The 26,464-nt window shown below is 71.1% G+C and carries 18 protein-coding genes; 8 read left to right on the top strand and 10 right to left on the bottom strand.

Features of this window, described 5'->3' with window-relative positions:
• The first annotated feature begins 201 nt into the window (after positions 1 to 201).
• From ACIGO6_RS23415 to ACIGO6_RS23405, 3 genes are read left to right on the top strand one after another with little or no spacing between them, the layout of a single operon-like run.
• Positions 202 to 1,188 carry a Bug family tripartite tricarboxylate transporter substrate binding protein gene (locus ACIGO6_RS23415; protein ID WP_399879119.1) on the top strand — a complete coding sequence of 329 codons (987 nt, stop codon included), beginning with the start codon at positions 202 to 204 and terminating at the stop codon, positions 1,186 to 1,188.
• Complete coding sequence (locus ACIGO6_RS23410) at positions 1,185 to 1,745, top strand: tripartite tricarboxylate transporter TctB family protein (protein WP_399879117.1); 561 nt, start codon at positions 1,185 to 1,187, stop codon at positions 1,743 to 1,745. Before ACIGO6_RS23415 ends, ACIGO6_RS23410 begins: the two co-directional genes overlap by 4 nt.
• Position 1,746: 1 nt before the next feature.
• Positions 1,747 to 3,246: a tripartite tricarboxylate transporter permease gene (locus ACIGO6_RS23405; protein WP_399879116.1), complete on the top strand. Its 1,500-nt coding sequence runs from the start codon at positions 1,747 to 1,749 to the stop codon at positions 3,244 to 3,246.
• A gap of 185 nt (positions 3,247 to 3,431) precedes the next feature.
• On the opposite strand, the gene ACIGO6_RS23400 is transcribed toward ACIGO6_RS23405, so the two are convergent.
• The 6 genes from ACIGO6_RS23400 to ACIGO6_RS23375 form a co-directional block, all read right to left on the bottom strand.
• On the bottom strand, positions 3,432 to 5,390 hold the full coding sequence (locus tag ACIGO6_RS23400; RefSeq protein WP_399879114.1) for a hypothetical protein: 1,959 nt from the start codon (positions 5,388 to 5,390) through the stop codon (positions 3,432 to 3,434).
• Positions 5,387 to 6,547 (bottom strand): VWA domain-containing protein, encoded by a 1,161-nt coding sequence (locus tag ACIGO6_RS23395; protein WP_399879112.1) that lies wholly within the window; start codon positions 6,545 to 6,547, stop codon positions 5,387 to 5,389. The genes ACIGO6_RS23400 and ACIGO6_RS23395 overlap by 4 nt, the downstream gene beginning before the upstream one ends.
• The gene (locus ACIGO6_RS23390; protein WP_399879110.1) at positions 6,544 to 8,877 is read right to left on the bottom strand and encodes a DUF5682 family protein; all 2,334 of its coding nucleotides are present in this window, start codon (positions 8,875 to 8,877) and stop codon (positions 6,544 to 6,546) included. Before ACIGO6_RS23390 ends, ACIGO6_RS23395 begins: the two co-directional genes overlap by 4 nt.
• Entirely contained in the window at positions 8,874 to 9,971 is a 1,098-nt protein-coding gene (locus ACIGO6_RS23385; protein WP_399879108.1) for an AAA family ATPase, read from the bottom strand. The genes ACIGO6_RS23390 and ACIGO6_RS23385 overlap by 4 nt, the downstream gene beginning before the upstream one ends.
• 8 nt (positions 9,972 to 9,979) lie before the next feature.
• The gene (locus ACIGO6_RS23380) at positions 9,980 to 13,291 is read right to left on the bottom strand and encodes a DUF4132 domain-containing protein (RefSeq protein ID WP_399879106.1); all 3,312 of its coding nucleotides are present in this window, start codon (positions 13,289 to 13,291) and stop codon (positions 9,980 to 9,982) included.
• A gap of 1,073 nt (positions 13,292 to 14,364) precedes the next feature.
• Complete coding sequence (locus ACIGO6_RS23375; protein ID WP_399879105.1) at positions 14,365 to 15,066, bottom strand: restriction endonuclease; 702 nt, start codon at positions 15,064 to 15,066, stop codon at positions 14,365 to 14,367.
• Positions 15,067 to 15,554: 488 nt separating this feature from the next.
• Here ACIGO6_RS23375 and ACIGO6_RS23370 point away from each other — a divergent pair, with 488 nt between their 5' ends.
• The 4 genes from ACIGO6_RS23370 to ACIGO6_RS23355 are packed head-to-tail and all read left to right on the top strand — an operon-like array spanning position 15,555 to position 21,458.
• Positions 15,555 to 17,231 carry a hypothetical protein gene (locus ACIGO6_RS23370; RefSeq protein ID WP_399879103.1) on the top strand — a complete coding sequence of 559 codons (1,677 nt, stop codon included), beginning with the start codon at positions 15,555 to 15,557 and terminating at the stop codon, positions 17,229 to 17,231.
• 12 nt (positions 17,232 to 17,243) lie between these two features.
• Positions 17,244 to 18,185 (top strand): hypothetical protein, encoded by a 942-nt coding sequence (locus ACIGO6_RS23365; RefSeq protein WP_399879101.1) that lies wholly within the window; start codon positions 17,244 to 17,246, stop codon positions 18,183 to 18,185.
• Complete coding sequence (locus tag ACIGO6_RS23360) at positions 18,076 to 20,244, top strand: DEAD/DEAH box helicase (RefSeq protein WP_399879100.1); 2,169 nt, start codon at positions 18,076 to 18,078, stop codon at positions 20,242 to 20,244. Before ACIGO6_RS23365 ends, ACIGO6_RS23360 begins: the two co-directional genes overlap by 110 nt.
• The gene (locus ACIGO6_RS23355; protein WP_399879099.1) at positions 20,241 to 21,458 is read left to right on the top strand and encodes a hypothetical protein; all 1,218 of its coding nucleotides are present in this window, start codon (positions 20,241 to 20,243) and stop codon (positions 21,456 to 21,458) included. Before ACIGO6_RS23360 ends, ACIGO6_RS23355 begins: the two co-directional genes overlap by 4 nt.
• Positions 21,459 to 21,660: 202 nt before the next feature.
• Here the strand turns inward: ACIGO6_RS23355 and ACIGO6_RS23350 are convergent, their stop codons facing one another.
• Both ACIGO6_RS23350 and ACIGO6_RS23345 read right to left on the bottom strand, forming a co-directional pair.
• Positions 21,661 to 21,939, bottom strand: a complete 279-nt coding sequence (locus ACIGO6_RS23350) for a recombinase family protein (protein ID WP_399879097.1) — start codon at positions 21,937 to 21,939, stop codon at positions 21,661 to 21,663.
• Positions 21,940 to 22,088: 149 nt separating this feature from the next.
• Positions 22,089 to 22,511: a YjbQ family protein gene (locus ACIGO6_RS23345; protein ID WP_399879096.1), complete on the bottom strand. Its 423-nt coding sequence runs from the start codon at positions 22,509 to 22,511 to the stop codon at positions 22,089 to 22,091.
• Between the two features lie 107 nt (positions 22,512 to 22,618).
• Here ACIGO6_RS23345 and ACIGO6_RS23340 point away from each other — a divergent pair, with 107 nt between their 5' ends.
• A complete protein-coding gene (locus ACIGO6_RS23340; RefSeq protein WP_399879094.1) occupies positions 22,619 to 23,698 on the top strand; it encodes an NAD(P)-binding domain-containing protein in 1,080 nt (359 codons plus the stop codon).
• Positions 23,699 to 23,709: 11 nt separating this feature from the next.
• On the opposite strand, the gene mltG is transcribed toward ACIGO6_RS23340, so the two are convergent.
• Together mltG and ACIGO6_RS23330 are read right to left on the bottom strand one after the other, a co-directional pair.
• Positions 23,710 to 24,576 carry an endolytic transglycosylase MltG gene (mltG, locus tag ACIGO6_RS23335; protein WP_399879092.1) on the bottom strand — a complete coding sequence of 289 codons (867 nt, stop codon included), beginning with the start codon at positions 24,574 to 24,576 and terminating at the stop codon, positions 23,710 to 23,712.
• A gap of 43 nt (positions 24,577 to 24,619) precedes the next feature.
• Positions 24,620 to 26,422, bottom strand: a complete 1,803-nt coding sequence (locus ACIGO6_RS23330; protein WP_399879090.1) for an ABC transporter ATP-binding protein — start codon at positions 26,420 to 26,422, stop codon at positions 24,620 to 24,622.
• Positions 26,423 to 26,464 lie beyond the last annotated feature (42 nt).

Here is a 26,464-nt window from a genome sequence, read left to right as displayed (position 1 = left end):
GGCCGCCATCATGGCGCCCACCTGCGGCGAAGGAAAGAGATGTGCCGTCTTCGCAATGAACCGGCGACCGCAATGAACACAACCTCCCTTGGTTCCGCAAGGAAGACAGGAGACAGGAGCGCGGGCACCATGTGGCCCACGTCACCCTCCCCCACAGGGCTTTCCCCAACCGCTCTACCCAACCGACAGGTGGTGTCATACGTGCGCCTGCGCACCCCCCTTGCCCTGCTCGGGGCCGCCGTGCTCGTGCTCGCGGGACCGCCGTTGCTCTCCACGGGCAGCGACGCCGAGACCGGCACACAGATCCCCGGACTGCGTTTCATGGTCCCCAACACGCCCGGCGGCGGCTACGACATCACCGCCCGCACGGCCGCGAAGAACGCCGAGGACGCCGGGCTCACGCACAACATCGAGGTGTTCAACCTGCCCGGCGCGGGCGGCACCGTGGGGCTGAGCCGGCTGGTGAGCGAGCACGGCAACGGCAAGCTCGCCATGTCCATGGGCCTCGGCGTCGTGGGCGCCGTCCGCTCCAACCACGCGCCCAAGACCCTCGCCGACACCACGCCCATCGCGCGGCTCACCGAGGAGCAGGACGTCGTGGTGGTCGCCAAGGACTCGCCGTACAAGACGATCGACGAGCTGATCACCGCCTGGAAGAAGGACCCGGGCAAGATCCCCGTGGGCGGTGGTTCGTCACCCGGCGGGCCCGACCATCTCGCGCCGATGCTGATGGCGCAGGCCGCCGGGATCTCCCCCAAGTCGGTCAACTACATCCCCTTCGACGGAGGCGGCGAGCTGCTCGCCTCGATCCTCGGCAACAAGGTCGGCTTCGGGGTCTCCGGCGTCGGCGAGTACCTGGACCAGATCAAGGCGGGCGAGCTGAGGGTGCTCGCGGTGACCGGTCCCGAGCGGGTCGACGACCTGAAGGACGCGCCGACGCTTCTGGAGTCCGGCTACGACGTGGACTTCACCAACTGGCGCGGCATCGTCGCCCCGCCCGGCCTGTCGGAGGCGGAGCGGAACAAGCTGGTCCGCCTGGTCGAGGAGTTGCACGACTCCCCCGAGTGGCAGGCGTCGATGGACAAGAACGGCTGGGACGACGCGTTCCTGACCGGTGAGAAGTTCGGCGCGTTCCTGGACGCCCAGGACAAGCGCGTGGTGTCGGTACTGAAGGAGCTGGGGCTGTGACGACGCGGACCGACTCTTCCCCGGCGCCGGACCCGGCCCCGACCCCGACTCCGGTGTCCGAGCGGCGCGCGTGGCTGCGGGACCACTCCGAACTGGGCGTGTGCGTCCTGCTGCTGGCACTCGGTGTGCTCGTCCTCACCGATGCGCTCACCATGGACGTCGACATCACCCAGCGCGGGCCGGTCGGCCCCAGGACCGTACCGATGGTCGTCGGTATCGGCCTGCTGGTGATCGCCGCCCTGCTCGCCGTGGACGTCCTGCGCGGCAACCGGGGCGAGGCCGAGGGCGGTGAGGACATCGACCTGTCCGAACCGGCCGACTGGCGCACGGTGCTACTGCTCGCCGGGATCTTCCTGGGCGCGGCCGCGCTGATCGAGCCGGCCGGCTTCCCGGTCGCGGGCGCGCTGTTGTTCTGGGGTGCCGCCTTCGCCCTCGGCAGCCGCCGCGTCGACCGTGATCCGCTGATCGCGGCGGTGCTGTCCCTGATCACCTACGTCGTCTTCGACAAGCTTCTCGGAGTGCCGCTGCCCGGCGGTCCGCTGATGGGAGTGCTCTGACATGAACGCCTTGAACTCCCTCATGGACGGCTTCGGTACGGCCCTCACCCCGCTCAACCTGCTCTGGGCCGCCCTGGGTGTGCTGCTCGGCACGGCCATCGGCGTGCTGCCCGGCATCGGCCCGGCGATGGCGGTGGCGCTGCTGCTGCCGGTGACGTACGGGCTGGACCCGGTCGCCGCGTTCATCATGTTCGCGGGCATCTACTACGGCGCGATGTTCGGCGGTTCGACGACCTCGATCCTGCTCAACACCCCCGGCGAGAGCGCCGCCGTGGTCGCGGCCATGGAGGGCAACCCCATGGCCAAGGCGGGGCGCGGCGCGCAGGCGCTGGCGGCCGCCGCCATCGGTCACTTCGCGGGCGGCATGATCGGCACGATCCTGCTGGTGGCGCTGGCACCGGTGGTCGCCGACCTGGCGGTGGACATCGGCGCGCCGGACTACTTCGCCATCATGGTGCTGGCGTTCATCGCCGTGACGTCGGTGCTGGGTTCGTCGCGGATCAGAGGCCTGGCCTCCCTGTTGATCGGTCTGACGATCGGCCTGGTGGGCCTGGACCAGATGACGGGCCAGCAGCGGCTGACCTTCGGCTCGCTCCAACTCGCCGACGGTGTCGACGTGGTGATCGTCGCGGTCGGTCTGTTCGCGATCGGCGAGGCGCTGTGGGTGGCGGCCCACCTGCGGCGCGGGGCGGCCGAGCCGATCCCGGTGGGCCGTCCCTGGCTCGGTCGCGGAGATGTGCGGCGGACCTGGAAGTCCTGGCTGCGCGGCCCGTTCATCGGTTTCCCGTTCGGTGCCATCCCGGCGGGCGGCGCGGAGATCCCCACCTTCCTGTCGTATGTCACGGAGAAGCGCCTGTCCAAGCACAAGGACGAGTGGGGCAAGGGTGCCATCGAGGGCGTGGCCGGCCCGGAGTCGGCGGCGTCGGCCTCGGCGGCGGGCACGCTGGTGTCCATGCTGACCCTGGGCCTGCCGACGACGGCGGTCGCGGCGGTCATGCTGGCCGCCTTCCAGCAGTACGGCATCCAGCCGGGCCCGCTGCTCTTCGAACGCGAACCCGAGCTGGTGTGGGGCCTGATCGCGTCCCTCTTCGTCGGCATGGTGCTGCTGCTCGCGCTCAACCTGCCGCTGGCGCCGGTGTGGGCCAAGCTGCTGCGCATCCCGCGGCCGTACCTCTACGCGGGGATCATGTTCTTCGCGGCGGTCGGCGCCTACGCGGTCGGCGGTGAGGTGGTCGACCTGGTGATCCTGCTGGTCATCGGCCTGGTCGGCTTCGGCATGCGGCGCTACGGCCTGCCGATCCTGCCCGCCGTGATCGGCGTGATCCTCGGCCCGAACGCCGAGCAGCAACTGCGCCGGGCCCTGCAGATCAGCGACGGCAGCGTGACGGGCCTGGTCAACACTCCGTTCGCGGTCACGGTGTACGCGGTGATCGTGCTGCTGCTGGCGTGGCCGCTGCTGGCGCGCCTGGTGCGACGGGGACGGACCCGGGCCGGGGCCTGATCCGCGGCCCGCCCGGGCTCAGCCCAGGAGGCTCAGCCGGACCTGGCGGTGGGGGTTGTCCTTGTTGGTGTCCGCCAACCGCCGTCAAGACAACCCCGAGGACAGCTGGCCTCCCGGAAGGGAGGCTGGTCGCGATCCTTGGTCCTCCCGGGGCCCGCCGCTCTTGAGCACTCGCACACCCTTTGTCAGGACCTTGTATACGGGCCGGTCCGGTGGAGTTCCAGGGTTGTGGCGAGGCGGATGACGGCGGTGTGCCAGTGGGAAGTGGCGGGGGCCGGGCCGTGGGTGCGGAGGGTGGTTGTCACAGCGTAGACCTTGTCCGCGGTGGTGTGGAAGCCGGTTCGGTGCAGGAGGGCGGCTGCTGATTCGAGGGTGTCGTGGTCGGTGGCAGTCAGGTTCTTCAGGCCGTGGTGGGCGGCCTCGGCGAGTGCTGCGAGGGCCTGTTCCAGGGCGGTGGTGAAGGAGTCGTCCGGGGGGTGCGGGGCGACGGGGAGGGCGGTGTCGCCGTCGCCGGGAGCGAGGTCGGGGACAAGGACGCCGCGGGAGGTGCGGACGGCGAGAGGGGCGAGGAGGACCCTGCCCCGGTCATGGCGGAGGGAACCGCTGATCCGGTCGGCGGTGCCGGAGGCGAGGGCGTCGGCCAGGGTGTCCAGGGTGCCGGGGCAGTGGGGGTTGTGCGCGGTGCTCAGCAGGGCCTCGTTGCCGGCCGGGTCGTGAAGGACGGCTTCGAGGCGCTGTGCGGCCGGGTCGTACCGCACGGGTCCGGCCTCCGCGACGGCGAGGACGCGCATGGACTCGGCCTCCACCCGAGGGCGCACGAGGCGGGGAGGGAGGGTACCTGGGGCGGGGAACTGTGCGGCGAGGTCGGTGACCAGCAGCCCGGGCGGCAGGTCGTCCCAGGCGGTGCCGACGGGGGTGACGGACGTGGTGGCGATCCGTCCGCGGGAGATCTCCACGGCGCGGCCGGCTGTGCGGGAGGTGGCCTCGCTGACCACGTTGGCGGCGGCAAGGGTGCGCAGGTTCGTACCGAGGATCCTACGGGAGCCGAGGTCGTGACCGGTGGGCGCCTCACCGTCGGGCAGCTCCCAGCGTTTGTGCAGAACGAGGACGACACCGGCATCGGGGTGGGCGAAGAAGACGTCGGCGGTGCGGTCGCGGGCGGAGCCGTCCACGTGGCAGCCGAGGGCGACGAGGCGGACTCGGCGCAGGGCTGTGCGGGCCGTCTCGGCAGTGCCGAGGACGGCTGCGGGGTCGGTGGGGGCGGCGCGGTGGCGGGCGTGGAGTTCGGCGAGGAGCAGGGCGTGGGTCTCGCGGTCGTGGCGGGCGCCGCGGACGGCGTGCTCGGCGAGCTGGTGGCGTATCCCCTCGAGGGCCGCGGCGGGCCAGTGGCGGCCTGCGGCCGTGAGGGCGGCGCCGGCACGGCGGAGGGTTCCGTCCAGGACAGGGCCGGCCTGGGGGACGCCTTCGACGAGGAGTTCGTCGACCAGGTCCATGGCTGCGTGGTGGGCGCTGTCGCCGTTGTCCGGAGTTGTTTCCTTGCCTCCGACGGTGACTCGGTCGCTGCCCTCGGTGTCGGCGGCTCGGAAGGCCCAGACGGCGAGTACGACCGTCGCGCCGCGCACCGGCTCGGCGGCGTCGGTGACGGCGAAGCCGGGGCGGTGGGGCACGGGGAAGCGGACGGTGCAGGCGGGGAGTTCGACGGCGGGGACCGGGTCGGCGGGAGTGGGGCGGTGGAGGACGGCCCGGTAGCCGCGGTCGCGGGTGCGACGGGCCGCGGTGAGGGCGGGACGGCCGAAGGCCTCGGCGAGGGCGGTGTCGTCGATGCTTCCGGGCGACCAGTCGGTGAAAGGCGGCGGGGTGTCCGATGCGGTCGCGGTGCGCTGGTAGGCGAGGACGAGGCCGATGCGGTGACGGCAGACTCCCTGGGCCTCGCAGCTGCAGCGGGCGTCCTGCAGGGTGGCGCCGGGCGGCAGTCGGGTCTCGGTGCCGTCGGGAAAGCAGCCGTGCACGGTGTGGTCGCCGGTGACGTGCAGGTCGGGGCCTGCTCCGGCGTCGAGGTCCTTGGCGGCGCGTTTGACCAGGCCGCGGTTGGCGAGAGCGGCGAGGGTGTCGGGGGTGAGGGCGAGCAGGTCGGTGCGGGTCATACCGTTCGTCCTCCGTTGGCCATTCTCTCGGCGACGAATTCGGCGAGGTGGCCGGGGGTCATGGCGCCGATGTGTGCGCCGGCCTCGGCGAGGCGGCCGGCCAGGTCGCGGTCGTAGGAGGGGACGGCCTCCTCGTCGAGGGCGGCGAGGCCGAGGACGGTGACGCCCTGTCCGGTCAGGTCGCGGACGGTGCGGGTCAGGCGGTGGGCGTCGCCGCCCTCGTAGAAGTCGGTGATCAGGGCGACGATCGTGCGGCGCGGGTTGTCGACGAGGCCCGCGGAGTAGTCGACGGCGCGGGCGATGTCGGTGCCACCGCCGAGCTGGACCTTCATCAGGAGTTCGACGGGGTCGGTGACGTCGGAGGTGAGGTCGACGACCTGCGTGTCGAAAGCGACCAAGTGGGTGCGCAGTCCGGGCAGGCCCCACAGGCAGGCAGCGGTGACGGCGGAGTGGATCACGGATCCGGCCATGGAGCCGGACTGGTCGACGAGGAGGATCAGCTGCCACTGCTCGATGTGGCGGCGGGTGCGGGAGTGGAAGCGCGGCTGCTCGATGAGGATGCGGCGGTCCTCGGGCCGGTAGTGGGCGAGGTTGGCGCGGATCGTGGCCCTGAAGTCGAAGTCCCGGGCGCGGGGGCTTCGGCTGGGGCGGCGGGAGCGGGCTCCGGTGAGGGCGCGCCGGATCTCCGGCCTCAGCCGCTCGGTCAGGTCGCGCACGACGGCTTCGACGATCCGCCGGGCGGCTGCCAGAATCTGCGGGTCCATCAGGTGTTTGGTGCGCAGTACGGCCCGCAGCAGGCTGGTGCTGGGCTCCACGCGGAGGAGGACGTCGGGATCGGTGACGATCTCTTCGATGCCGTAGGTCTCCACGGCATCGCGTTCGAGGCGTTCGACCGTCTCCCGGGGGAAGAGACGGTGGATGTCGTCGAGCCAGTCGACGACGGCGAGCGTGGAGGGGCCGTCGCCGCCCTCCCGGCCGTCGGCGGTGCCGCGGCGTTCACCACGGCGGGCGAGGTCGTCGCCGCGGCCGTAGAGCCACTGGAGGGCGGTGTCGCGGGCGGCGTCCGGGCCGTCGAGGCCGCCGGTGCGGCGTTCGGCGGGGGCGCCGAGGATCAGCCGCCAGCGTTCCAGTCCTGCGCGTGGGTCGTCGGGGGTCATCGGGGTGCTCCGAGGGCGTGCCGGTCGAGCAGGAGGTCGGTGTGTTCCTCGAGGGCCGCGGCACGGGCGAGGAGCAGCGGGTCGGCGGTGGTGCGCAGCAGGGTGCGGGCGGAGCCGTGCAGGTTCCGGCGGTCGAGGAGGAGTTGTGCGACGCGTTCGCGTTCACGGGGCGGGAAGAAGGCGAAGGCCTGACGCAGGGCGGGCAGGGCCTGGAGGAATACGTCGTCGGTCATGGTGGTGACGACGCCGTCCAGGGTGTCGAGCAGGGACCGTTCGCCCTTCGGGGCGGGCCGCAGGATTTCTTCGCGGGCGAGGGCGAGCAGGCCGGCCAGCCAGTCGCCGAGGACGGCGGGGTCGGCCGCGGCGGCGAACGCTTCGGCCTCGGCGGCGGGTTCGGCCGGGGCTCCGAGGGCGCGGCGCAGGCCGAGGGCGGCGCCGCGCAGGTCGGCGGGGGCGTGCCGGTCGCGGGCGATGCGGGCGGCGGTCGCGGCGGCGGTTTCCGGGGTGAGAGTCAGGGCGGGCGCGGCGTGGAGGAGGGCGTCGCGGGCGGCGGTCAGGGCGCGCAGGCGGGGGACGTCGACGCCGGGCGGGCCGCCGTGGAGGCCCTCCACGAGGTGGAAGAGCCGGTCGACGGCGTGGTCGAGGACGGTGCCGAGCAGCGGGTCACGGGCGGTACCGAAGACCCGGTCGTGGCGCCAGAGCCCCAGGACCACGGCGAGGGCCCGCCCGAGGGGGCCGGGGTCGGCGGTGGTACGGATCCGGTGGGCGAGGCCGTCCAGGAGGTCGCGGGAGAGGGTTCCGGCTCCGCAGAGGACGGAGTCGAAGAGGAGGGCGGCGGTGGTCCCGGCGTCGGCGGCCGTACCCGTGTCGCGGACGCGGTGGGCGAGCAGGGCTGTGGCGGCCTCGTCGGGGCGGGCTCCGTAGGCGCCGGCCTCGGTCAGTGCGGCGTCGCGGCCGGTGCGGGGGCGGGGTTCCCAGGTTTCGCGGTCGCGGGGGTCGGCTCCGTGGTCGGGGCCGGTGAGGCGGGTGTGGCCGGGGATGCCGAGGATGCGCAACTGGTGGAGGAAGCGGCTGCGTTCGAGCCCTCGGGGGTGGGTGAGGTCGAGGTCGAGGGTGCGGTCGCCGTCGAGGCCGAGGCGGATCTCCTCGGCAGTCACGTGGTGGACCAGGGGTGGCAGCGGGGTGTCGGGGTGGAGGCGGCCGGTGCGGTCGCCGGTGCAGGCGACGACCGTTTCGACGACGGCGGGGTGGGCGCCGGGCCTCAGGGGGCCGTCGGTGTTCCAGGGCAGCGGCTGGTCGAGGTCGTCGGTGATCAGTGCGGCGGCGAGGCCGTCCAGGACGTCGACGCGCGCGGGGCGGGGGTGTCCGCGGAGGGCGGCGAGGCCTTCGGTGAGGGTGTGGGCGGAGATCAGGGCGGCGGTGGAGGCGGGGAGGCGGCGGGCGCGGAGCCGTTCCACGACGGTGCGGTGGAGGGTTTTCGCGGCCGCGTCGGGGCCTTCGTCCCACAGGTGCTGGTAGTAGCCGGGGGACGGCATGCCGGACTGGTAGCCGGCGAAGGCGTCCATCTGGCGGAAGGAGTAGGGCACCAGGAAGCTGCCGCCCGCAGCCCCGTCGGGCGGGACGGGCACCGGGGGCCAGGCGGCGGGTTCCGCGCCCGGAGACGTGCCGGGGGCGGCGGTGAGGGCGCGCAGGGCGGGCTGGTGGAAGCCGCCGGTCACCACCAGGACCGGCCGGCTGCCGGCGTGCGCCACTGCGGCACGGACCCAGGAGGCCATGTACTGCTCGCGGGCGCGGTCCCCGTCGTCGGCCTCGGTGTCGCCGCGCACCAGGGCGAAGTAGGCGTCCAGGCGGTCCTGCAGGCCGTCCGGATCGGCGATCTCGAAGACGCGGTCCCACAGGGCGTCCACGGTGTCGACCCGGTAGCGGGCGCGGAGCCGTTCGGTGGCGCGGCTGTAGCGGGCCTCGGCGTCGGCGTAGCGGTTGGCCGCGCCGTCGGGGCGGTCGGTGAAGGCGCGGTGCCAGGCGGGCAGGTCGATGAACCGGACCTCGGCGCCCGCGGTACGGCCCTCGGTGAGTGCCACCCATTCCGGGGAGTACGCGCACAGCGGGGCCCAGGAGGTGGCGACCCGTTCGGTGTCGCGGTAGTGGCTGAAGACGGCGATGGGCAGTTCGTGTCCGAGGAGCAGTTCGCCGATCCGGTCGTTCATGTCGGCGGGGCCCTCGACCAGGACGTATGCCGGGCGCAGTTCGCGGATCGTGCGGCGGACAAGGCCGGCGCAGGCCGGTGAGTGGTGGCGCACCCCCAGGAAGGTGACGCGGGCATCGCTCACCGTTGGTCCAGCAGGTGCCGGGCCTCGTGGAGGGCCTGCCACTGGGGGCCTCGGCGCAGGCGGGCCTGCTGTTCGAGGAAGCGGCGCAGGCGGGCGAGGTCCTCGGGGCTGTCCTTGGCGGCGGTGCCGGCGAGACAGGAGACGATGTCGGCGGCGTTGCCGGCCTCGCCGCGCAGGAACCAGCCGCGCAGGCCGACGGCGTGGGCCGTGGAGACGGCTTCGGCGGTGCTCATCACCGCGGAGGGCCGGTCGCCCTGGCCGGGTGCGCCGCGCAGTTCGCGGAAGGTGCCGACCAGCACCTCGAGGACGTCCGGGTCGGGTGCCCGCTCGACTCCGGACTCGCGGAGCAGGGCGGTGGACTCGGCTTCGACGAGGGCGAGTTCGGTGTCGAGGTCGGGTATCGGGAAGACGGTCTCGAAGTTGAAACGGCGTTTGAGCGCGGCGCTCATCTCATTGACGCCGCGGTCGCGGGTGTTGGCGGTGGCGATGACGTTGAAGCCCTGGCGGGCGAAGACCATGCCGTCGTCGCCGTCGAGTTCGGGGACGGCGACGACGCGTTCGGAGAGCAGGGAGAGCAGGCAGTCCTGGACCTCGAGGGGGCAGCGGGTGATTTCCTCGAAGCGGACGATGCGTCCCTCGGCCATGCCGCGGAGCATGGGGGCGGGCACCAGGGACCGGCGGGAGGGGCCTTCGGAGACCAGCAGGGCATAGTTCCAGGAGTACTTGATCTGGTCCTCGGTGGTGGCCGCGCCGCCCTGCACGGTGAGCGTGGAGGTGCCGCTGACGGCTGCCGCGATGAGCTCGGAGAGCAGCGACTTGGCGGTGCCGGGTTCGCCGACGAGCATCAGACCCCGGTTGGTGGCCAGGGTCACCAGGGCCCGCTCGACGAGCGAAGGACTGCCGACGAACTTGCGGCTGATGCCGGCGTCGGGGTCTCCGACCACGAAGCGGAGGGCGGCACGGAGGCTGAGCCGCCAGCCGGGCGGCCGCGGGTCGGTGTCCCCCGCACGCAGCTCTGCGAGTTCGTCGGCGTGGCGCACTTCTGCGGGCGGGCGCTGCAGGCGGGGCGGGTGCGGGTCGCTCACTGGGGTCATGGCGGCGCTCACTTGGCGGTGATGTCGGTCAGGTCGGCGAGGATCTCGGAGGCGATGACGGGGTCGATCTCGCCGAGGCGGTGCGGGTACGCGTGGTTGGGCCAGTAGTCGCCGGGGGCGGTGTCGATCCAGATGGCCTCGAGGGTCTGGTCGGGGAACTCCTCGACCATGCCGACGGCGATGCCTTCGTCGAGGGCGATGACGAGGTGGCGGTCGCGGGTGATCGGGCGGGAGAACCAGCGTTCCACGCCGTTGTCCTCGGGCGTGCCGCGTTCCCAGCCGCGCTTGGTGAGGCCGAGGAGTTTGCCGACGGGGACGGTGACGCCCTCGAAGCGGGTCAGCCGGTGGCTGGTGGCCTCCTTGTCGGTGAAGGCGTGCACGGGGCGCCCGAGCTGCGGGAAGGGCTGGAGGATCTCGTAGTCGGCGAAGAGGTCGGCCCAGGCCTCGAGTTCGTCTCCCAGACGGAGGGGGTGGGCGAGGCGCACGGTGGCGTCGGAGGGAAGGGTCCATGCGTCGTCGTGGACGTCGGCGAGGGTGAGGTCCTCGGCGACACGGAACGCGGTCACCATGCGGTCACCGTCACCGTCGCAGTCGCCGAGCCAGACCAGGCGGCGCACCAAGTGGCGCAGCAGGGGGTGTTCGACGAGCAGTTCGCGGAACTCGGCGGCGGTCCAGGAGCGGCCGGTGACCATGGCGGCCTCCAGGCGGCGCAGCTGGTCGGAGGCAATGGTCCGGACCTCCTTCTTGAGGGCGGCGAACCGCTTGCGCTCGGCGGGTGCAAGTTCCGGGTCGTCCTTGACGCCCGGGGCCGGCAGCGCCTTGCGGAGCTTGCCGGTCTCGTCGCGGACACAGGGGCGGAGCTGTTCGTCGAAGGTGACGGTGAAGCGGCGCGGGCCGTAGTCGATGACGGTGCTGCCGTCGTCGGCGAGGCCGAGGTCGGGGACCAGACGGTCGGCGAGCTGGTCGGTGGTGAGGCCGAGTCCTTCGGCGACCTCGTCGATCTTCTCCCGGGCGCGCTTCTTGAGGGCCTTGAACGGCACCCGCTGGGAGATGCCGTGCAGATGGCGCAGGGCGGTGTCGGTGCCGATCGCAGCGAGGACGGTGAGGCCCTCGACGGCCCGGTGGTGGGCGTTCTCACCGGGCCAGGCACGCACGACGGGGGTGAGACGGCGGACGGTCTCGTCGTCGCCGAGGAGGCCGAGGGCGTGGAGGGCCCAGCTGTCCTTGGCCGGCATGCCGTGGAACCGCCACGTCTCGAAGAGGGTCCAGGCGAACTCCGCGAGGGAGCCGGCGTCGCACTGCTCGGTGACGATGGCGAGGCCGGGGTAGACGTCACCGGGCTTGGAGATCTGCAGCATGGTCGTCAGGTGGCGGACGGCGTCGGCGGGCAGGGCGCCGCGGCCGCCGGTGAGCCGGATCTGCGGGAGCAGGGCGGGGTCGGCCCAGGTACAGGGGGACGGCATCCTCGCCGGGAGGGCGGCCTCCAGCGGATCGCCGGCGAGGAGGTCGGCGACGATCTCCGCGGCCTCGGCGCCGCAGCCGGCGGCGATCTCCCGCACGGCCTCGGCGCCCACCTCTGCGGCAAGTTGCCGCAGGGCGTGTTCGGCGTGGGTGCGGGGCATGCCCGCCGGGCCGACGGCGTCGGGAACGAGGAAGGCGGCCGCGGCCCGGCCGTGGCGGCGGAGCCAGGCGAGAACCGTGGGCCTCAGCGACTGGCGGCGCACCAGCCACTCGGCCATCTGCCGGGCCACCTCGACGCTGCGGTAGGGCAGCAGCAGGCCACAGGCGGTGGCCGGGTAGCGGGCGGCGAGCCGGCTCAGCATCGGCAGGGCGTGCAGGCCGTGGCGGGCGGCGACGGGCCTGAGGTGGCTCTCGGTGTCCCAGACGCGCTCGGGGGCGAAGGCGTCGAGCAGTGGACGTACGACGTCCTCGGGGCCGGTGACGAAGAGGCGGGCGGCGTGGATGTTGCCCCGCCATGTCCCCTGCTGCATCCGCTGGATCTCGCGGGACCAGTCGTGCTCGCGCCACCAGGGGGTTTCGGCAACGACGGTGGCCGCCCAGGCCTTCTGCTCCCCGGGCTTCCAGACCACCTCGGCCTGCGGCACCCCGGGGACGTCGCGGGCCACCCGGGCCTTGCGGCTGGTGCGCTTCCGGGTCCACGGCGGGGCGACCAGCAGGGCGGGGAGCGCCTCCGCAGGCGCTTCTGCGTCCCGTTCGCCTCGCTTCAGCAGCGGGGCGACGACGGCTGCGGACGCCTCGGGCAGGGCGGGCAACGTCTCCTTTGTGAGCTCCGGGTGGGTCACCACGTTCAAGGGCAGCAGCATCCGGGAGAGGGACGCCTGTTCGCTGTCGCCCGCCGCGGCGGCGGAGAGCAGTCGCAGGGCGCGCCGCGGGTAGCGGTTCATGGCATCGAGCAGGGCGGGGCGGACATTGCGGTCGCCGCCCTTCTTCAGGAGCAGGCGGAAGGCGTCGTCGGTAGGCAGTTCGGCGGCCCAGCCCGCGACGTCCCGGTGTCCGTCGGATCCGTAGGCTCCGTCGAACGCGTCCTCCAGCAGCGACCCGACGGCGGGACCGAGCCGGTTCGCGAGGGTGGCGAACAGTGGGAGTTTCCAGCCGTTCCATCCGAGTCGTCCTCCTTCGCCGATGCGGGCGATCTGCTCCGGCCGGTACAGGGAGAGAAGGAGCATGCGCCGCAGGGCGGAGTCGTTCGATATCGGGCCGTCGCAGCACTCGTCGACCCAGGCATGCTCCTCGGGTACCAGGTAGGAGACCACGATGCGGCGCTCGACGCTGTCCCGGAGGCCGGCGAGGGCCTCGACGGTCCGCCGTCGGGTCTCCTCGTCCACCGCCGCGAGCAGGTCCCGGACACGTGCGGCGGTCTCCCACACGTAGTAGGTCTGGTAACCGGTCACTCTGCGCAGCGCCGCGTCGTACCGTCGGGAACCCGACTGCTTGTAATGGGGGTTGACACATCCCAGCTCAACGACGGCACGGGCGGCGAACGGCAGGCCGTGTTCGGTCACGCAGGCGTCGACGAGCACGTCCACCATGGTGTAGTGCCAGCCGACGGCGATCTCCACGGCGGCTCCGAGCGGAGAGGGGCTCCCCTCCCGGTGGGCCCGGCCCGCCTTCACCAGCTCCGGGTCGCTGCCGGAGGAGGAGAACATCCCCTCGAACCAGGCCGCCTCCTGCGCGTAGCGGCGAGCGGCCTTCTCCACCGCGTCCTCGGCCGGCTTCGCGGCGGCTCGGGGCGCGGGCAGGGCTCGCAGCCAGGCGGCGGGCATCTCGAACCGGTCCTCGTCAACAATTTCCTGGTGCATGGCGCTGTTCCTCCCCGTCACCCGTTGCACGGGGACCTCATGAGCAGTTACCGATCACGTTAGACCTCGGCACTGACAACGGTCGGGCCCGTGCATGCCCGGGCGGCGGTACGTCCGCATCGCAGGATTCCGGGGATCAGTGCGTGAACACGCGCGCCGTCAAGGGCAGCGACGGGAAGTGAACCGTCCTGGTTCGATGGAGACATCGAAGACCCGGAAGGATGCTGTTCATGCCTGGGCCGAGGTAGTACTCCGACGAACTGCGTGAGCGTGCGACGCGGATGGCGGTCGAGGCCCGTCTGGACCCGGTCGGCCGGGCGAGTGCGATCCGGCGGATCGCCGAGCAGCTCGACGTGCACCCGAGGCCCTGCGGACGTGGGTGAAGCGGGCCGAGACCGACGAAGGTCTGTGTGAGGCACCACGAGCGTGGAGGCGGCACGGATCGCCGAGCTGGAACGCGAGGTGTAGGAACTGCGTCGCGCGAACGCGATCCTGAAGTCCGGGTCGGCTTTCTCGGCATCGGCGGTCACAAGAAAGCCGTGGGTCAAGTCTCGCTGGGAGCCGACCCGCTCCCCCACGCGCGGGCCAAGAGGTATGCCGTGCGGCCGGGATTCGCCGCTACAGTTCCGTCAGACCCATCAGCCGAGGAAGCTCAGACGGACCTGACGGTTGGCATTGTCCCTGTTGGTGTCCGCCAACCTCCGCAAGGACAACCCCGACCCTACTCAGACGCGCAAGACGCTACTCCGGACCAACGGCCGCGTCCGATGGTCGACGCGAAGGTTGTGCGCCAGGTGACGAAAGTAGGCCTTCGGCACGCCGCCCCGCGCCGCAACAGTGATCACTTGCTTCCTGGGCCTGCGATTGAACTTCGAGCTCTGGTCCACTTCCTGCGTTGTGGTGGCGCTCGATCACACCAACAGGACAGGTTCGCAGAGGGGTTTGAATCCTGCACAGCCGGGCAACTGACGCTTGCATCATCTTGATGCGGTTGACATGGCCTTCGACGACACCGGAGTTCCACGGCAGAGGCCGACCGGCGACGACGCGTTCCCGTTGCAGGCAACGTCGTCCTACTCGTACGTCTCCTTCCAGCGAACGCGATGCCTACGGTCTCCCTGCCCCACCCCGTTCACCTCGTTGAGCGACAGAAGAGACGCGCCGCTGTTCCACATACCGAGGTGGTCCCGGTGGACCGCGACAACACCGTTCTGCACCGCGGTCCGCTCAGACGGTCCGGTGAAGTACGTTGTCGTCACAAATATTGCGACATCCGCCTTGAAGTGCACCCTGGCACCCAGAAGGTCTCGGACCTCACGGCTGGGGATCCTGCTCTTCGGAGAGTAGCGCTTGCACTGAATCACCATGCTCCGACCATCCGGCAGATGCCCCAGCACGTCCGCGCCATCGTCGTGCGAGCCACCCACCCGGCGAACCTCGGTGCAACCATCGCGTCGGCACAGGTCCACAACGAAGTCCTCGAACTCTCCCCCCGACATCACGTCCACCTCGCTCAGCGTCCGGTGGCCGGCCTTGACTGCCTCTTCGTGACGCCACTGGTGATCACGTCCCTGAATCAGTCGGTTCGTTCGCCACAGCCTCCATCCGCCGACGACAGCCCCGATGAGCAGAAGCCCGCTGACCAGGTACGGCCAGATCACCTGCCAGAACACGACCAGCAAGACGACGCAGACCGCACCGCCGATCAAGCCCGCCTTGAGTCGCTGCTCGCGGCGCTTCCGCGCGGCCGATCGACGTCGGTTTCGTGCCGCCACCCACGCCCTCCCTCTGTTGTGAGAGCAGTCTCAGCAGCGCCCGTGGCATCGGCAAGGGCGCCGATCGGCCATTGGCCGATGCCTGTTCTCCGTCGCCGCACCACCAAATGTCCGGCCTCTGTCCTGCCCGGCCGAGTACGGCGCCTGTCGGGGCGATCTCGTGACATCACGTCGACGGCAAGTGCAAGGGCTCGATGCGGTGTGCGTGTTGCCTCGGTCCTCATTGTCGGCGGAGCGGACCGTATTGAGGGGCGACGCTGACACCAGTACCACGCCGTCCGTAGCACAACGTTCATATGCGCTCATATGCGCTGATGCAGTTGCCCAGCTGGCGAATGCCCTCCACGGCGTCCGGGCTAGAGTGATTCTTCCTGCCACTTCACGTGCCGGCCGGGATGGCCGTCGGGCGTCGTGAGGTCCGGTCTCAGATCCCGTGAAGGTGAGGGGTTCCGTTGGGGGGAGCGAGAAGGCAGCGGCCCATCGTGGTCGTGCTCACTGCCCTGCAGGTGGAGTACGAGGCAGTGCGCCGGCACCTGGAGGACGTCCGCGAGGACAAGCTGCCGCAGGGCACCCTCGTCGACGTCGGCCAAATATCAGGCCTCGACTGGGATGTGGCGCTCGCCGAGACGGGCCCCACCAACACCCGTGCCGCCCTCGTCACGCAGTCCACGATCGAGTACTTCGACGCCGAGGCTGTGCTCTTCGTCGGCGTCGCCGGTGGACTCAAGGACGATGTCCGCCTCGGTGACGTCGTCGTCGCCAGGAAGGTCTACGGCTATCACGGCGGACGTGAGAGCGCGGACGGGTTCGCCGCCCGGCCCGACGTCTGGGAGCCGACATACGACGTGGACCAGTTGGTGCGCTCCGCACGACGCAACGAGCCATGGGTCTTCCTCCCCCCGGATGTGCGACCCGCCACTCCGCCGCGGGTCCACTTCGAGCCGATCGCTTCGGGTGATGTACTGCTCGGCTTCCGTGACTCCGGGACATTCCGACGGATCCGCCGGCACTACAACGACGCCGCGGCCGTCGACATGGAGAGCCACGGCGTCACCCACGCAGCCAGGATGAACCGCACCGTGCGAGCCCTCTCCATCCGCGGCATCAGCGACTTCGCCGACCCGGACAAAGCCACATACGATGCTGAGGGCTCCCAGGAGACCGCGGCGCGGCATGCCGCCGCCTTCGCGCTGCGGGTACTGCGCGACCTGCGCCCCGCCGCGCGACCGGCCCGAGAGCGGCCTCCGGCCCCCGCCGTCGTCGTGGTGTCCGGCCCCGACCGCGCCTCCGGCCCGGCGGCCTGGAGCAGTCGGCCCGTCGTCGAGGTCGAGGGACGGGAATACCTGCTCTACGAGGGCCCCGGTGACCTCCTTATGGAGTCGCGGGACGGCGACGTGCTACGACGTCAGGCGGTGGCACGTGTGGTGTCCGACGGGGATACCCGCGACTCCTACGCCTGGCTGCGCCAAGTCGAGTGGACTCGGTCTCTGCCCGGCCCGGGCCACTTCGACCCCCTGGCCACACTCGAACAGGAAGCCGGACTGTGCCGTGCCTTGCGCGGCCCCGATGTCGTGCAGCTGACCCGTGGCCGGAACACCGCCACGCTCGCCCTGGCCTGGCCGGGTGACCCGAAGCTCGGCCGCCCGCCGGGGACCCTCCACGAACTGCTGCCCGAACCGCCGGCGCCGACGGACCGGCTGCGCCTGTGGACCATCGTGAAGGGGCTCGCCGACGTGGCCGAGATCCTTGAGCGGCTGGCCGTCGAGCGGCTCTCGCACCGGGCGCTCGGGCCGACCGCGGTCGTCATGCACCGACCGCGCATGGTGCTGCGTGACTTCGGTCTCGCCACCGTGCCACCCCGCCCGGGCGAGAACCCCGGGCCCTATCAGGCACCCGAGCAGCGGTACGGCTCCGGCGTCCGCCCCGGGCCCGCCACCGATGTCTACCAGTTGGGCGCGCTGCTGTATCGGGCGCTGACCGGCCGCGCACCCGCGCCCGGGCTGCCTCCCTACCGCGGCTCGGCCTCCGTACCGGACAGTCTCGTCCACGCGGTCGCCGGTGCCCTACGCGAGGACCCGGGGGCCCGCCCAGGTGTCCGTGCGCTCCGCCTCGCTCTGCGCACCGCTGCAGGCGAGCTGACGTCCGTCCCGCCGCCCCAGCGCTGAGGAGCGTCGCCTATGTCCGTCGCCACCATCGCCTTGCGCGCTCCCCTGGTGCTAGTACCGGGGCTCGGCCTTGACGACCAGCTCCGCAAAAAGGCCGAATCCAGCGCTGGTCTGCCACCCGACGTCTCGCAGATCGTCCACGATCTGAACGAGCTCGAAGGCGGCGCCGCGGTGAGCGTCAGCCCGGCGAACGGCAAGTACAAACCGTCCTTGCTGGTTCACACACGTGCGTATCGCGTGCGCCTGGAGGTCACGAACCGAGGCACCGGCTACTTCGTCAAGCACATCGATCCGCTGCGTCTCGCCGACCACGCGCGCCTCGCCCGATCCTGTCTCCTGGTGCGCCCGCCTGCCTGGCGGATGGTGTTCGAGCTGAGGGCCGTACCCGAAGGCTCGGACGCCCAGTGGCAGGACCTTGAACAGGCCTGGCGGAGTCTCGGCCAGGCACAGCGGCAGCAGCGGGAAACTCCTTCCTTCAGCGAAGCCCAGTCGGAGTTCCTCGAGACGGTGGACCGGCTGATCGACGCGACCGAGGAGATCACCACCCGGGAAGAGCGCGAGGCCGCCCCATTCCCGTATCAACGCCTCACGACCACCGGCGGCAAGCGCAGCAGCGCTCCGCAGTCGGTCTACGAATTCCATCTCATTGGGCGGGAGTTGCCGCCGACCGGCGCCATCGTCCGCTTACAGGGCGACACGGAGACCCGTGGGAAAGTGAACCGGGCGGCCGGTAGTTCCGTCACCGTCCGCTTCGATCAGCCCGTGTCGTGGGAGCGGCTGCCGGCACGCGGTGCTCTGGAACTCATCCCGAGCAACGTGATCTTCAACAAACAGCGACAGGCCGTTGCAAGCCTTCGCACGTGGGGCGCCAGGAACGCGGGCCTCCTACCGGCAGTGGTCGAGCACCACGTGCGCACGATCCCGGCTACCACCGCGCAGCCGCACGAGCCTTGACCCCGAACAACTCGAGGCGTTTCGCAAGGCGTTAACCACCGAGGACCTGTTGGTGGTGCTCGGCCCGCCCGGCACCGGCAAGACCCGCACCATCACCGAGATCGCCCACACCACCGCGACGACGGCCGCCGCCGGAAGCGGCCGTGTCCTCGTCACCTCCCACACCAATCGCGCCGTGGACAACGTACTGGCGCGGCTGCCACGGGATCTCGTGGTGATCCGAGTCGGAGACGAGAGCAAGGTCCACGCCGATGTCAAACCGCTGCTCCTGGAGGAACAGTCGGAGAACCTCTGCGAAGGCATCCAACATGCCATGGCCCAGCGCACCCAGGCCTACCGAGAGGCAGCGGCCGTCGCCCCGTGGACAGCCGAGCTCGCCGCTCGAGTCCACCAGGTCGACGGCCTGGTCCAGGAAGCGAAGGTCGCGGCCCTGCGTCTGCAGGATGCGATCCAAGCGGCCGCCGCACCGGCCCAGGCGCAGTTGGCGGCACTCCAGCACGAGGAGCGGGGAAGGGAGACGGCCCTGCAGTCACTGATCGAGCGTGCCTCGTGGCTCCAGGAGAAGGCACAGTCCGCTCGGCTGCGCTCCAACGCCCTCTTCACCGGTCGGCTGCACCGCCGCCGGGCCCGTCGCCGGGACGAAGAGCTCACCACGGTGGGCGCCGAGATTCAACGGCTCACGGCACTGGGACCCGAATTGCGCCGGCAGGCGGAAGCGGCAGGCATTGAGGCGGAGCGTGCAGTCCGCGAGGGAGCTACCGTCAGCACGGCCCGGGCCACACTTCAGAAAGCAGAACGCCGGATCGGCGAGAGCCTTCGATCTGCCTATGAGGCCGCCGACATAGCCGTCCAGGCGCTGGGCGCGGTCGTGCCGGCCATGCCCGCGCCCGCTCGGCTGCCGGATCCGGCCGATGCGGCAGCCGAGCTGCACACACTGCATCGGCAGCTGGAGGCGTGGCTGCCGTTCCTCTCCCAACGCGAGGAACTCACCCGGCAGTGGCAGGCCGCCATCGGCCAGGATCCGGGCCAGCTGGTGCCCGAACTCGTCCGCTACGCCCAAGTGGTGGGCGCTACTTGCATTGGCGCCGCATCCCGCGCCGAACTGTCCGGGGTCGACTTCGACTTGGGAATCGTCGACGAGGCCGGCCAGATCGGCGTCGCGGACACGCTGGTGCCGCTGACCCGGGTTCGCCGCGGCGTTCTGGTCGGTGACGACCAGCAACTGCCGCCCTTCCGCGACCCCGAGGTGGACGAGTGGGCCCAGGGCATCGGCGACCCCGAACTGGTCCGGCTGATGTCACAGAGCGCCTTGGAACGCCTGCGTGCCGGACTGCCGTCCTCCCACGTCGTGCAGCTGACCCGCCAGCGCCGGATGCCCGCCGAGATCGCCGACTTCATCTCGACCGCCTTCTACCGGGGAGAACTGCTCACCGAGAAGGACCACCAGCACACCGACCCCTTGTTCGCCAGCCCCATGGCCTTCGTCGACACAGCCGCGCTGCCCGACCGCGTACGTCGCGAGTCGGGGGACCGTCGTGCCGAGGGTCGCGGCCGCAAGGGCCCCTTCAACACCTGTGAAGCGCGTCTCCTGGCCAGGCTCGCCGCCTTCTACCACCGCCGGGGCTCCGAGTGGGTGGTGATCGTCCCCTACCTCGCGCAGCGTGCGGAGGTCGTCCGCCACCTGACCCCGCTGATCGGTGATTCCCAGCTTGCGGATGCCTCGGTCGGCAGCGTCGACTCCTACCAGGGCGGGGAGCGCGACGTCGTCCTGTACGGCTTCACACGCAGCAACCCGGAAGGACGAATCGGCTTCCTCAAGGAGCTGCGCCGCGCCAACGTCGCCTTCACTCGCGCCAAGAGCCAACTGATCCTCACGGGCGACCTGAGCACGCTGATCCGTGCGAACGATCCCGGCTTCCGCATGCTCATCGACGCCCTACATCAGCATCTGCTCGACCGCGGCGACCTGCGGGACTACCGGGACGTCATGAAGGCCCTCGACGAAGCCGCCCCAGACGCGGGCGAAGCCGATCGGTACGCGGAAGGAGGCCGGGCGTGACGGCTGCTCCCCGCCTGATGAACTTCCCCGAAGAGCGAGTCCTGGAGGACGCCGCGTTCGGCCAGGGCATCGTGCCCACCCGGCTCTACGCTCTACTGTTGCCAGTCTGGCAGGTTGAGATCCGCGCCGACATCACCGAGGGCGAGGACTTCTTCCTCATCGACCGCTTCCTGGAGCGCGGGCTGCGGCACGGCGCGTTGCACACCGTGGACGAACTCACCGCGTTCTTCGCCCTGGACCGCGCACTGGTCGCGCAGGCCGTGCGCTTCCTGACCGCGATCGGTCACCTGCGGGAGGAGCCCGGAGGCCGGCTGTCCCTGACGCAGCTGGGGCAGCGCTCCGTGGACGACGACATCCGCTACGTGGTCACCCGGCAGGACCGCCGCAAATTGTACTTCGAGGCACTGAGCTGCACCCCGCTGACCCGGGCTCACTACGACGACGAGGTCGTGACCCTGCTGACTGCCGACGAACTGGCAAGGGCAACACGAAGCGACCACTACCCACGCTTCGCCCCCATCCAGGTGACGTCCGGCTTCGACCGCTCAGCTCTGGACCGCCTCAAGGACCGCAAGGACCGGGCGCGATTCAATCTGCCCGTAGCCCTGGACGCGCTGGAGAGCCTGAACGAGACGCTCGTCTTCCTGCCGGTCTACCTGGTGCGCGGGCGGGAAGGGCTCCTGGTCTACGGCCAGGCAGAGGCGGGGACCGCGCATGACCCGGAACTCAGCGAGCTCTGCTCCCGTGCTCCGGAGCTGACCAATGCTCTCGACAACGAGGAGATGGCCGAGGAGGCGGACGAGCGCGTCCTGCGGTCCGCCCGGAAGTGGCTCCGCGATCAGGGCCTCGACACAGTCGCCCCGGAACAGGACGCCGACGGCACCTGGTCGGTCTCACTGCCCGCCGACGCCTTCGGCGAGAAGGGGATCCCGGTGTCCCGTATCGGCAGCTACCGCATGGCGGGCAGCCGCTTCTTCCGCGTGTGGTGCCCGGAGGAAACACCACGCAAGCTCGCTCTTCTTCACCGCCTGGACCAGCGTATGGGATCACGCCGACAGGTCACTCAGCAGGAAGCGGAGGAACTCATCGCTCGCCTGGCCCGCCAATTGCGCTTGACGGTCCCCCAATTGTCCCGGCTCCGCAGCGGCGCTGAGAAGACGGGCCTCAGCGGCCTGGAGGCGCAATTGGCCCGGCTGGTCAACGAAGGACAGTGATCGACACCGGCTCTGGGCGTCCGCCTCGAAGCGGCTCCAGCCCGCCGCACCCCAGAAGACTCAACCACACGCGCGGGTTCGGATTGCGTAGCGGTGTGGTTTCGGCGCTGGATGGCCCGCGGTTCCATCTGCGCGTCCCGAGCCTCTACGGTGAAGCGGTTCTCGTCAACCTGGTCATCCAGATCCCACGGACCGTCATGCCCTAGCTGACGAGCAGCTTCCCTTCGTCACGCACCTTGTAGCCGGTGTTCAGGCAGTCCACGACGTTGCGGCCGAGCCGGTCCACGGCTGAGGAAACCAACCCGTCGTACGGACCCTTCTCGTCGCGAAGCCACGGTCCCGGTTTCGGCCGGGTCATCGGGTCGGTGGCGCCGGGCACCTCCCAATCGTCGGCCCAGCCGATGATGTGGCCCCCGACAGATGCGGCGGCGGTCAGCACGTCCTCGCGTTGCCGCTCCGGCGACGACGTGGCGAGTGTCATCCGGCGACAGCCGTCGCACGCCGAGCAGGCACTTACCGCATCCGTCGTAGGGGGCGTTCGATCATGTTCAGGTCCGTACCGCGCAAGACTTCTCTGTTTCGAACACGCAGGGTACGGAGAATCAGCGGCCACACTCAGGACGATCTTGCTCAGCCCAGGAAGCTCAGCCGGACCCGGCGGTCGGGGTTGTCCTTGTTGGTGTCCACCAGGCACACCGACTGCCAGGTTCCGAGTTCCAGCTGCCCGCCGATCACCGGCAGCGTCGCGTGCGGGGGTACGAAGGCGGGCAGGACGTGGTCGCGGCCGTGGCCGGGGCTGCCGTGGCGGTGCTGCCAGCGGTCGTCGGCGGGGAGCAGGGTGTGCAGGGCGGCCAGCAGGTCGTCGTCGCTGCCGGCGCCCGTCTCGATGATGGCGATTCCCGCGGTGGCGTGCGGGACGAAGATGTTCAGGAGGCCGTCGCGGCCGGCCGCCGCCTCGCGCAGGAAGGACTCGCAGTCACCGGTGATGTCGGCGACCCGCTCGGCGGAACCGGTGGCGAGGTTCAGGACTCGGGTGGTGAAGGCATCGGGCATGTCTCCCATCCTGACGTACCCGGCGGGCCGGGGGCGGGAACGCGGGGCGCTGGTCGTCGCCGGTCGTGCGGGGGAAGATCGGCGCACCCTGCGCCGTTGGTAGAAACGTGAACAACACACGCGAGGTCGAGGTCGTCGTCATCGGTGCCGGTCAGGCGGGGCTCGCCGCGGCCCATCACCTGCGGCGCACGGGGTTCGAGCCGGAGCGCGACTTCGTGGTGCTCGACCACTCCCCCGGGCCGGGCGGTGCCTGGCAGTTCCGCTGGCCGTCGCTGACGTACGGCAAGGTGCACGGGATGCACTCCCTGCCGGGCATGGAGCTGACCGGCGCGGATCCGGAGCGGCCCTCCGCCGAGGTGGTCGGCGCGTACTTCGCGGCGTACGAGCGGGCCTTCGATCTGAGGGTGCGGCGGCCCGTCGACGTCCGTGCGGTGCGCGAGGGGGCGGGCGGGCGGCTGCTCGTCGAGACGTCGGCCGGGGTCTGGTCGACGCGGGCGCTGATCAACGCGACCGGCACCTGGGACCGGCCCTTCTGGCCGCGCTACCCGGGTCAGGAGACCTTCCGGGGACGGCAGCTGCACACCGCGCAGTACGCCGGCCCCGAGGAGTTCGCCGGGCAGCTCGTGGTCGTGGTGGGCGGGGGTGCCTCGGGGACGCAGCATCTGCTGGAGCTCGCCCCGTACGCCGCGGCGACCACGTGGGTGACCCGGCGGCCGCCCGTCTTCCGCGAGGGGCCCTTCGACGAGGACGCGGGCCGGGCCGCGGTGGCGCTCGTGGAGGAGCGGGTGCGCCGGGGGCTGCCGCCCAGGAGCGTGGTGTCGGTGACCGGGCTGCCGCTGAACGACGCGATCCGGGCGGGCCTGGAGTCGGGCGTGCTGGACCGGCAGCCGATGTTCGACCGGATCACGCCCGAGGGGGTCGAGTGGGACGACGGACGGCAGGTGGCCGCCGACGTCATCCTGTGGGCCACCGGCTTCCGGCCCGCCGTCGACCATCTGGCGCCGCTGCGACTGCGGGAGGCGGGCGGCGGAATCCGGATCGAGGGGACGCGCGCGGTCGCCGACCCGCGCATCCATCTCGTCGGCTACGGGCCGTCGGCCAGCACCATCGGCGCCAACCGGGCCGGGCGCGCCGCCGTGCGGGACATCAGGCGGCTGCTGGCCGAGGAGGAGTCGGCCGCCGTGTGACGCCCCGCGGGTCACTTCGCCGCGGCCTCGGCCGAGGCGCTCTGCTCGATGCGGTTGAACTCGGCCACGTTGGCCTGGTGTTCGGCGTAGTCGGCGGTGAAGCGGGTGTCGCCCCGCTTGACCGTGACGAAGTACAGCCAGTCGCCCGGGGTCGGGTTGATCGCGGCGCGCATCGCCTCCTCGCCCGGGTTGCCGATGGGTGTGGGCGGCAGACCCATGCGCTGGTACGAGTTGTAGGGGCTGTCGATCCGTGTGTCCTCGGTGGTGGCCTTCACGGCGGGGCGGCCCAGGGCGTAGTTGAGGGGGGAGTCCATGTGCAGCGGCATACCGCGTTCCAGCCGGTTGAAGATCACCCGGGCCACCTTGCCCATGTCGTCCTTGGTGGCGGCCTCGGCCTGCACGATGCTGGCGATGGTGACCGCCTGGTAGACGTTGAGCGCGTTGCGCTGGGCGCCCGCGGCGATCGGCGCGCCGGTGAACTTCCGGTTCGCCTTGTCGACCATGGCCGTGAGCAGCTTCTCCGGGGTCGGGTTCTCGCCCAGCGGGTAGGTCCCGGGGAGGAGATAGCCCTCGGGGTTGCCCTCGGCGTCGTCGGGCAGCTCGAGGTGGGCCTGGGCCAGGGACTTCTTGGTGGTGTCGGCGGGCAGGGCCAGGATCTTGTCGATGGCTTCGTAGACCTGGGTCGCGCGCCGGCCCTCGGGGATCACCAGGGACGTGGGGCGGGAGTCACCCTCGTCGTCCGTCATCAGCAGCGGCACCGCCACGGCGGTACCCGCGACGACGGCGCCGGTCACGAGCAGGGCGATGCGCCCCCGGCGCGTCAGTCGAATCGTTCTCCTGTTGCTCCTCGGTCTCCGGCGCGGAGTGTTCGTCTGCATGCGGGCACGGTAACCCTCATGCAGGGACAAACCCGGCATATCTTCATTTTGTCGGCTCCAATCGGGCGTCCCGGCGCACCAACGCCGCATAGCGCCCGTCCCGCTCCAGCAACTCCTCGTGCGTGCCCTGTTCGGCCAGGCGTCCGCCCTCGAGGACGACGATGCGGTCGGCGTCCCGGACCGTGGACAGGCGGTGCGCGATGGTGAGCGTGGTGCGGTTGGCGGACAGGGTGTCGATGGCCGCCTGCACGGCGGCCTCCGTACGGGTGTCCAGAGCGCTGGTCGCCTCGTCGAGCACCAGGACGGGCGGGTCGCGCAGGATGGTGCGGGCGATGGCCAGACGCTGTTTCTCGCCGCCGGAGAAACGGTGGCCGCGCTCGCCGACGACCGTGTCGTACCCGTCCGGCAGGGCGGCGATGTGGTCGTGGATCTGGGCCGCGCGGGCCGCCGCCTCCAGCTCCGCGTCGGTGGCGTCCGGCTTGGCGAAGCGCAGGTTCTCGGCGACAGAGGCATGGAAGAGGTACGTCTCCTGGGAGACGACGCCGACCGCGCGGGCGAGGGTGTCGAAGTCGAGGTCGCGCACGTCGACCCCGTCGAGGGTGACCCGGCCGCCCGTCACGTCGTACAGCCGCGGCACCAGGTGGCCGAGCGTGGACTTGCCGGCGCCGGTCGGCCCGACGACGGCGAGGCTGCTGCCCGCGGGGACGGTGATGTCGATGCCGGCGAGGACCGGTCCGCCCTTGCCGTCGTAACGGAACTCGACGCCCTCGAAGCGGACCTCGCCCTTGACCCGGTCGAGGTGGATCGGCTTGTCCCGCTCGGTGATGTCGACCGGCAGGTCGAGGTACTCGAAGATGCGCTGGAAGAGCGCGAGCGAGGTCTGGATCTGGACACCGGTCGACAGCAGGCTCACCGCGGGGCGGAACAGGCCCTGCTGGAGCGAGACGAAGGCGACGATGGTGCCGAGGGAGACGTCGGGGCCGCCGAGCTGGAGGGCGATGCCCGCGGTCCAGTAGATGACGGCCGGCATGGCGGCCATGACGATCGTGATGACGGCCATGCGCCAGCGGCCCGCCATGTTCGACTTCACTTCGAGGTCGACCAGGCTCTCGGACTCGTCCGCGAAGGCGCGGGTCAGCGAGTCGGAGCGGCCCATGGTGCGGCCGAGCAGGATGCCGCTGACGGAGAGCGACTCGGTGACCGTGGCGGCCATCGCGGCCATCTGCTTCTGGCGCCGGGTGGTGATCTTCCGGCGTTCCCTGCCGACGCGGCGGCTGATCCACACGAACACCGGCAGCAGGAGCAGCGAGACGACGGTCAGGCGCCAGTCGAGGACGACCATGGCGACGATCGTGGCGACCACGCCGGTCAGGTTGGAGACCAGGGAGGTAGCCGTGGAGGTGACGGTGGCCTGCATGCCGCCGATGTCGTTGGCGATGCGGGACTGGACCTCACCCGTGCGGGTGCGGGTGAAGAACGCGAGGGACATCTGCTGCAGCCGGCCGTAGACGGCGGTGCGCAGGTCGTGCATGACGCGCTGGCCGACGGTCGTGGAGATCAGCGTCTGCAGTACGCCGAAGACGCTGGTGAGGACGGCGCCGAGGATCATGCCGAGGGCGAGCAGGCTCAGCAGGCCCGTGCGCCCCTCGGGGATGGCGACGTCGAGCGTCTCCTTCAGCAGGAAGGGTGTGGCCACCGAGACCAGTGACGCGGCGCCGACCAGCAGTCCGACGACCGCGAGACGGCCGCGGTAGGGGCGGAACAGCTTCAGGATGCGGCGCACCTGCCGGGGCTGTTCCTCGGCGTCGGCGGGTGCGGTCCAGGTGGATTCGCGATCGGGGTGCATGGGCTCCTTCGGAGGACGACGCGCCTGTCCGGCGCCTTGCGG

The sequence above is a fragment of the Streptomyces sp. NPDC053750 genome (assembly GCF_044544295.1).
Taxonomy (GTDB): Bacteria; Actinomycetota; Actinomycetes; order Streptomycetales; family Streptomycetaceae; genus Streptomyces.
Note: the sequence above shows the minus strand (reverse complement) of the source record. Positions and strands in the feature narration are given on the sequence as shown.

What these genes read in the sequence shown, in the direction of transcription:
- ACIGO6_RS23405 (WP_399879116.1), top strand. Translation starts at nt 1,747, where the DNA reads ATGAACGCCTTGAACTCCCTCATGGACGGCTTCGGTACGGCCCTCACC.
- ACIGO6_RS23400 (WP_399879114.1), bottom strand. Translation starts at nt 5,390, where the DNA reads ATGACCCGCACCGACCTGCTCGCCCTCACCCCCGACACCCTCGCCGCT.
- ACIGO6_RS23395 (WP_399879112.1), bottom strand. Translation starts at nt 6,547, where the DNA reads ATGACCCCCGACGACCCACGCGCAGGACTGGAACGCTGGCGGCTGATC.
- ACIGO6_RS23385 (WP_399879108.1), bottom strand. Translation starts at nt 9,971, where the DNA reads ATGACCCCAGTGAGCGACCCGCACCCGCCCCGCCTGCAGCGCCCGCCC.
- ACIGO6_RS23380 (WP_399879106.1), bottom strand. Translation starts at nt 13,291, where the DNA reads ATGCACCAGGAAATTGTTGACGAGGACCGGTTCGAGATGCCCGCCGCC.
- ACIGO6_RS23365 (WP_399879101.1), top strand. Translation starts at nt 17,244, where the DNA reads ATGTCCGTCGCCACCATCGCCTTGCGCGCTCCCCTGGTGCTAGTACCG.
- ACIGO6_RS23350 (WP_399879097.1), bottom strand. Translation starts at nt 21,939, where the DNA reads ATGACACTCGCCACGTCGTCGCCGGAGCGGCAACGCGAGGACGTGCTG.
- ACIGO6_RS23345 (WP_399879096.1), bottom strand. Translation starts at nt 22,511, where the DNA reads ATGCCCGATGCCTTCACCACCCGAGTCCTGAACCTCGCCACCGGTTCC.
- mltG (WP_399879092.1), bottom strand. Translation starts at nt 24,576, where the DNA reads ATGCAGACGAACACTCCGCGCCGGAGACCGAGGAGCAACAGGAGAACG.
- ACIGO6_RS23330 (WP_399879090.1), bottom strand. Translation starts at nt 26,422, where the DNA reads ATGCACCCCGATCGCGAATCCACCTGGACCGCACCCGCCGACGCCGAG.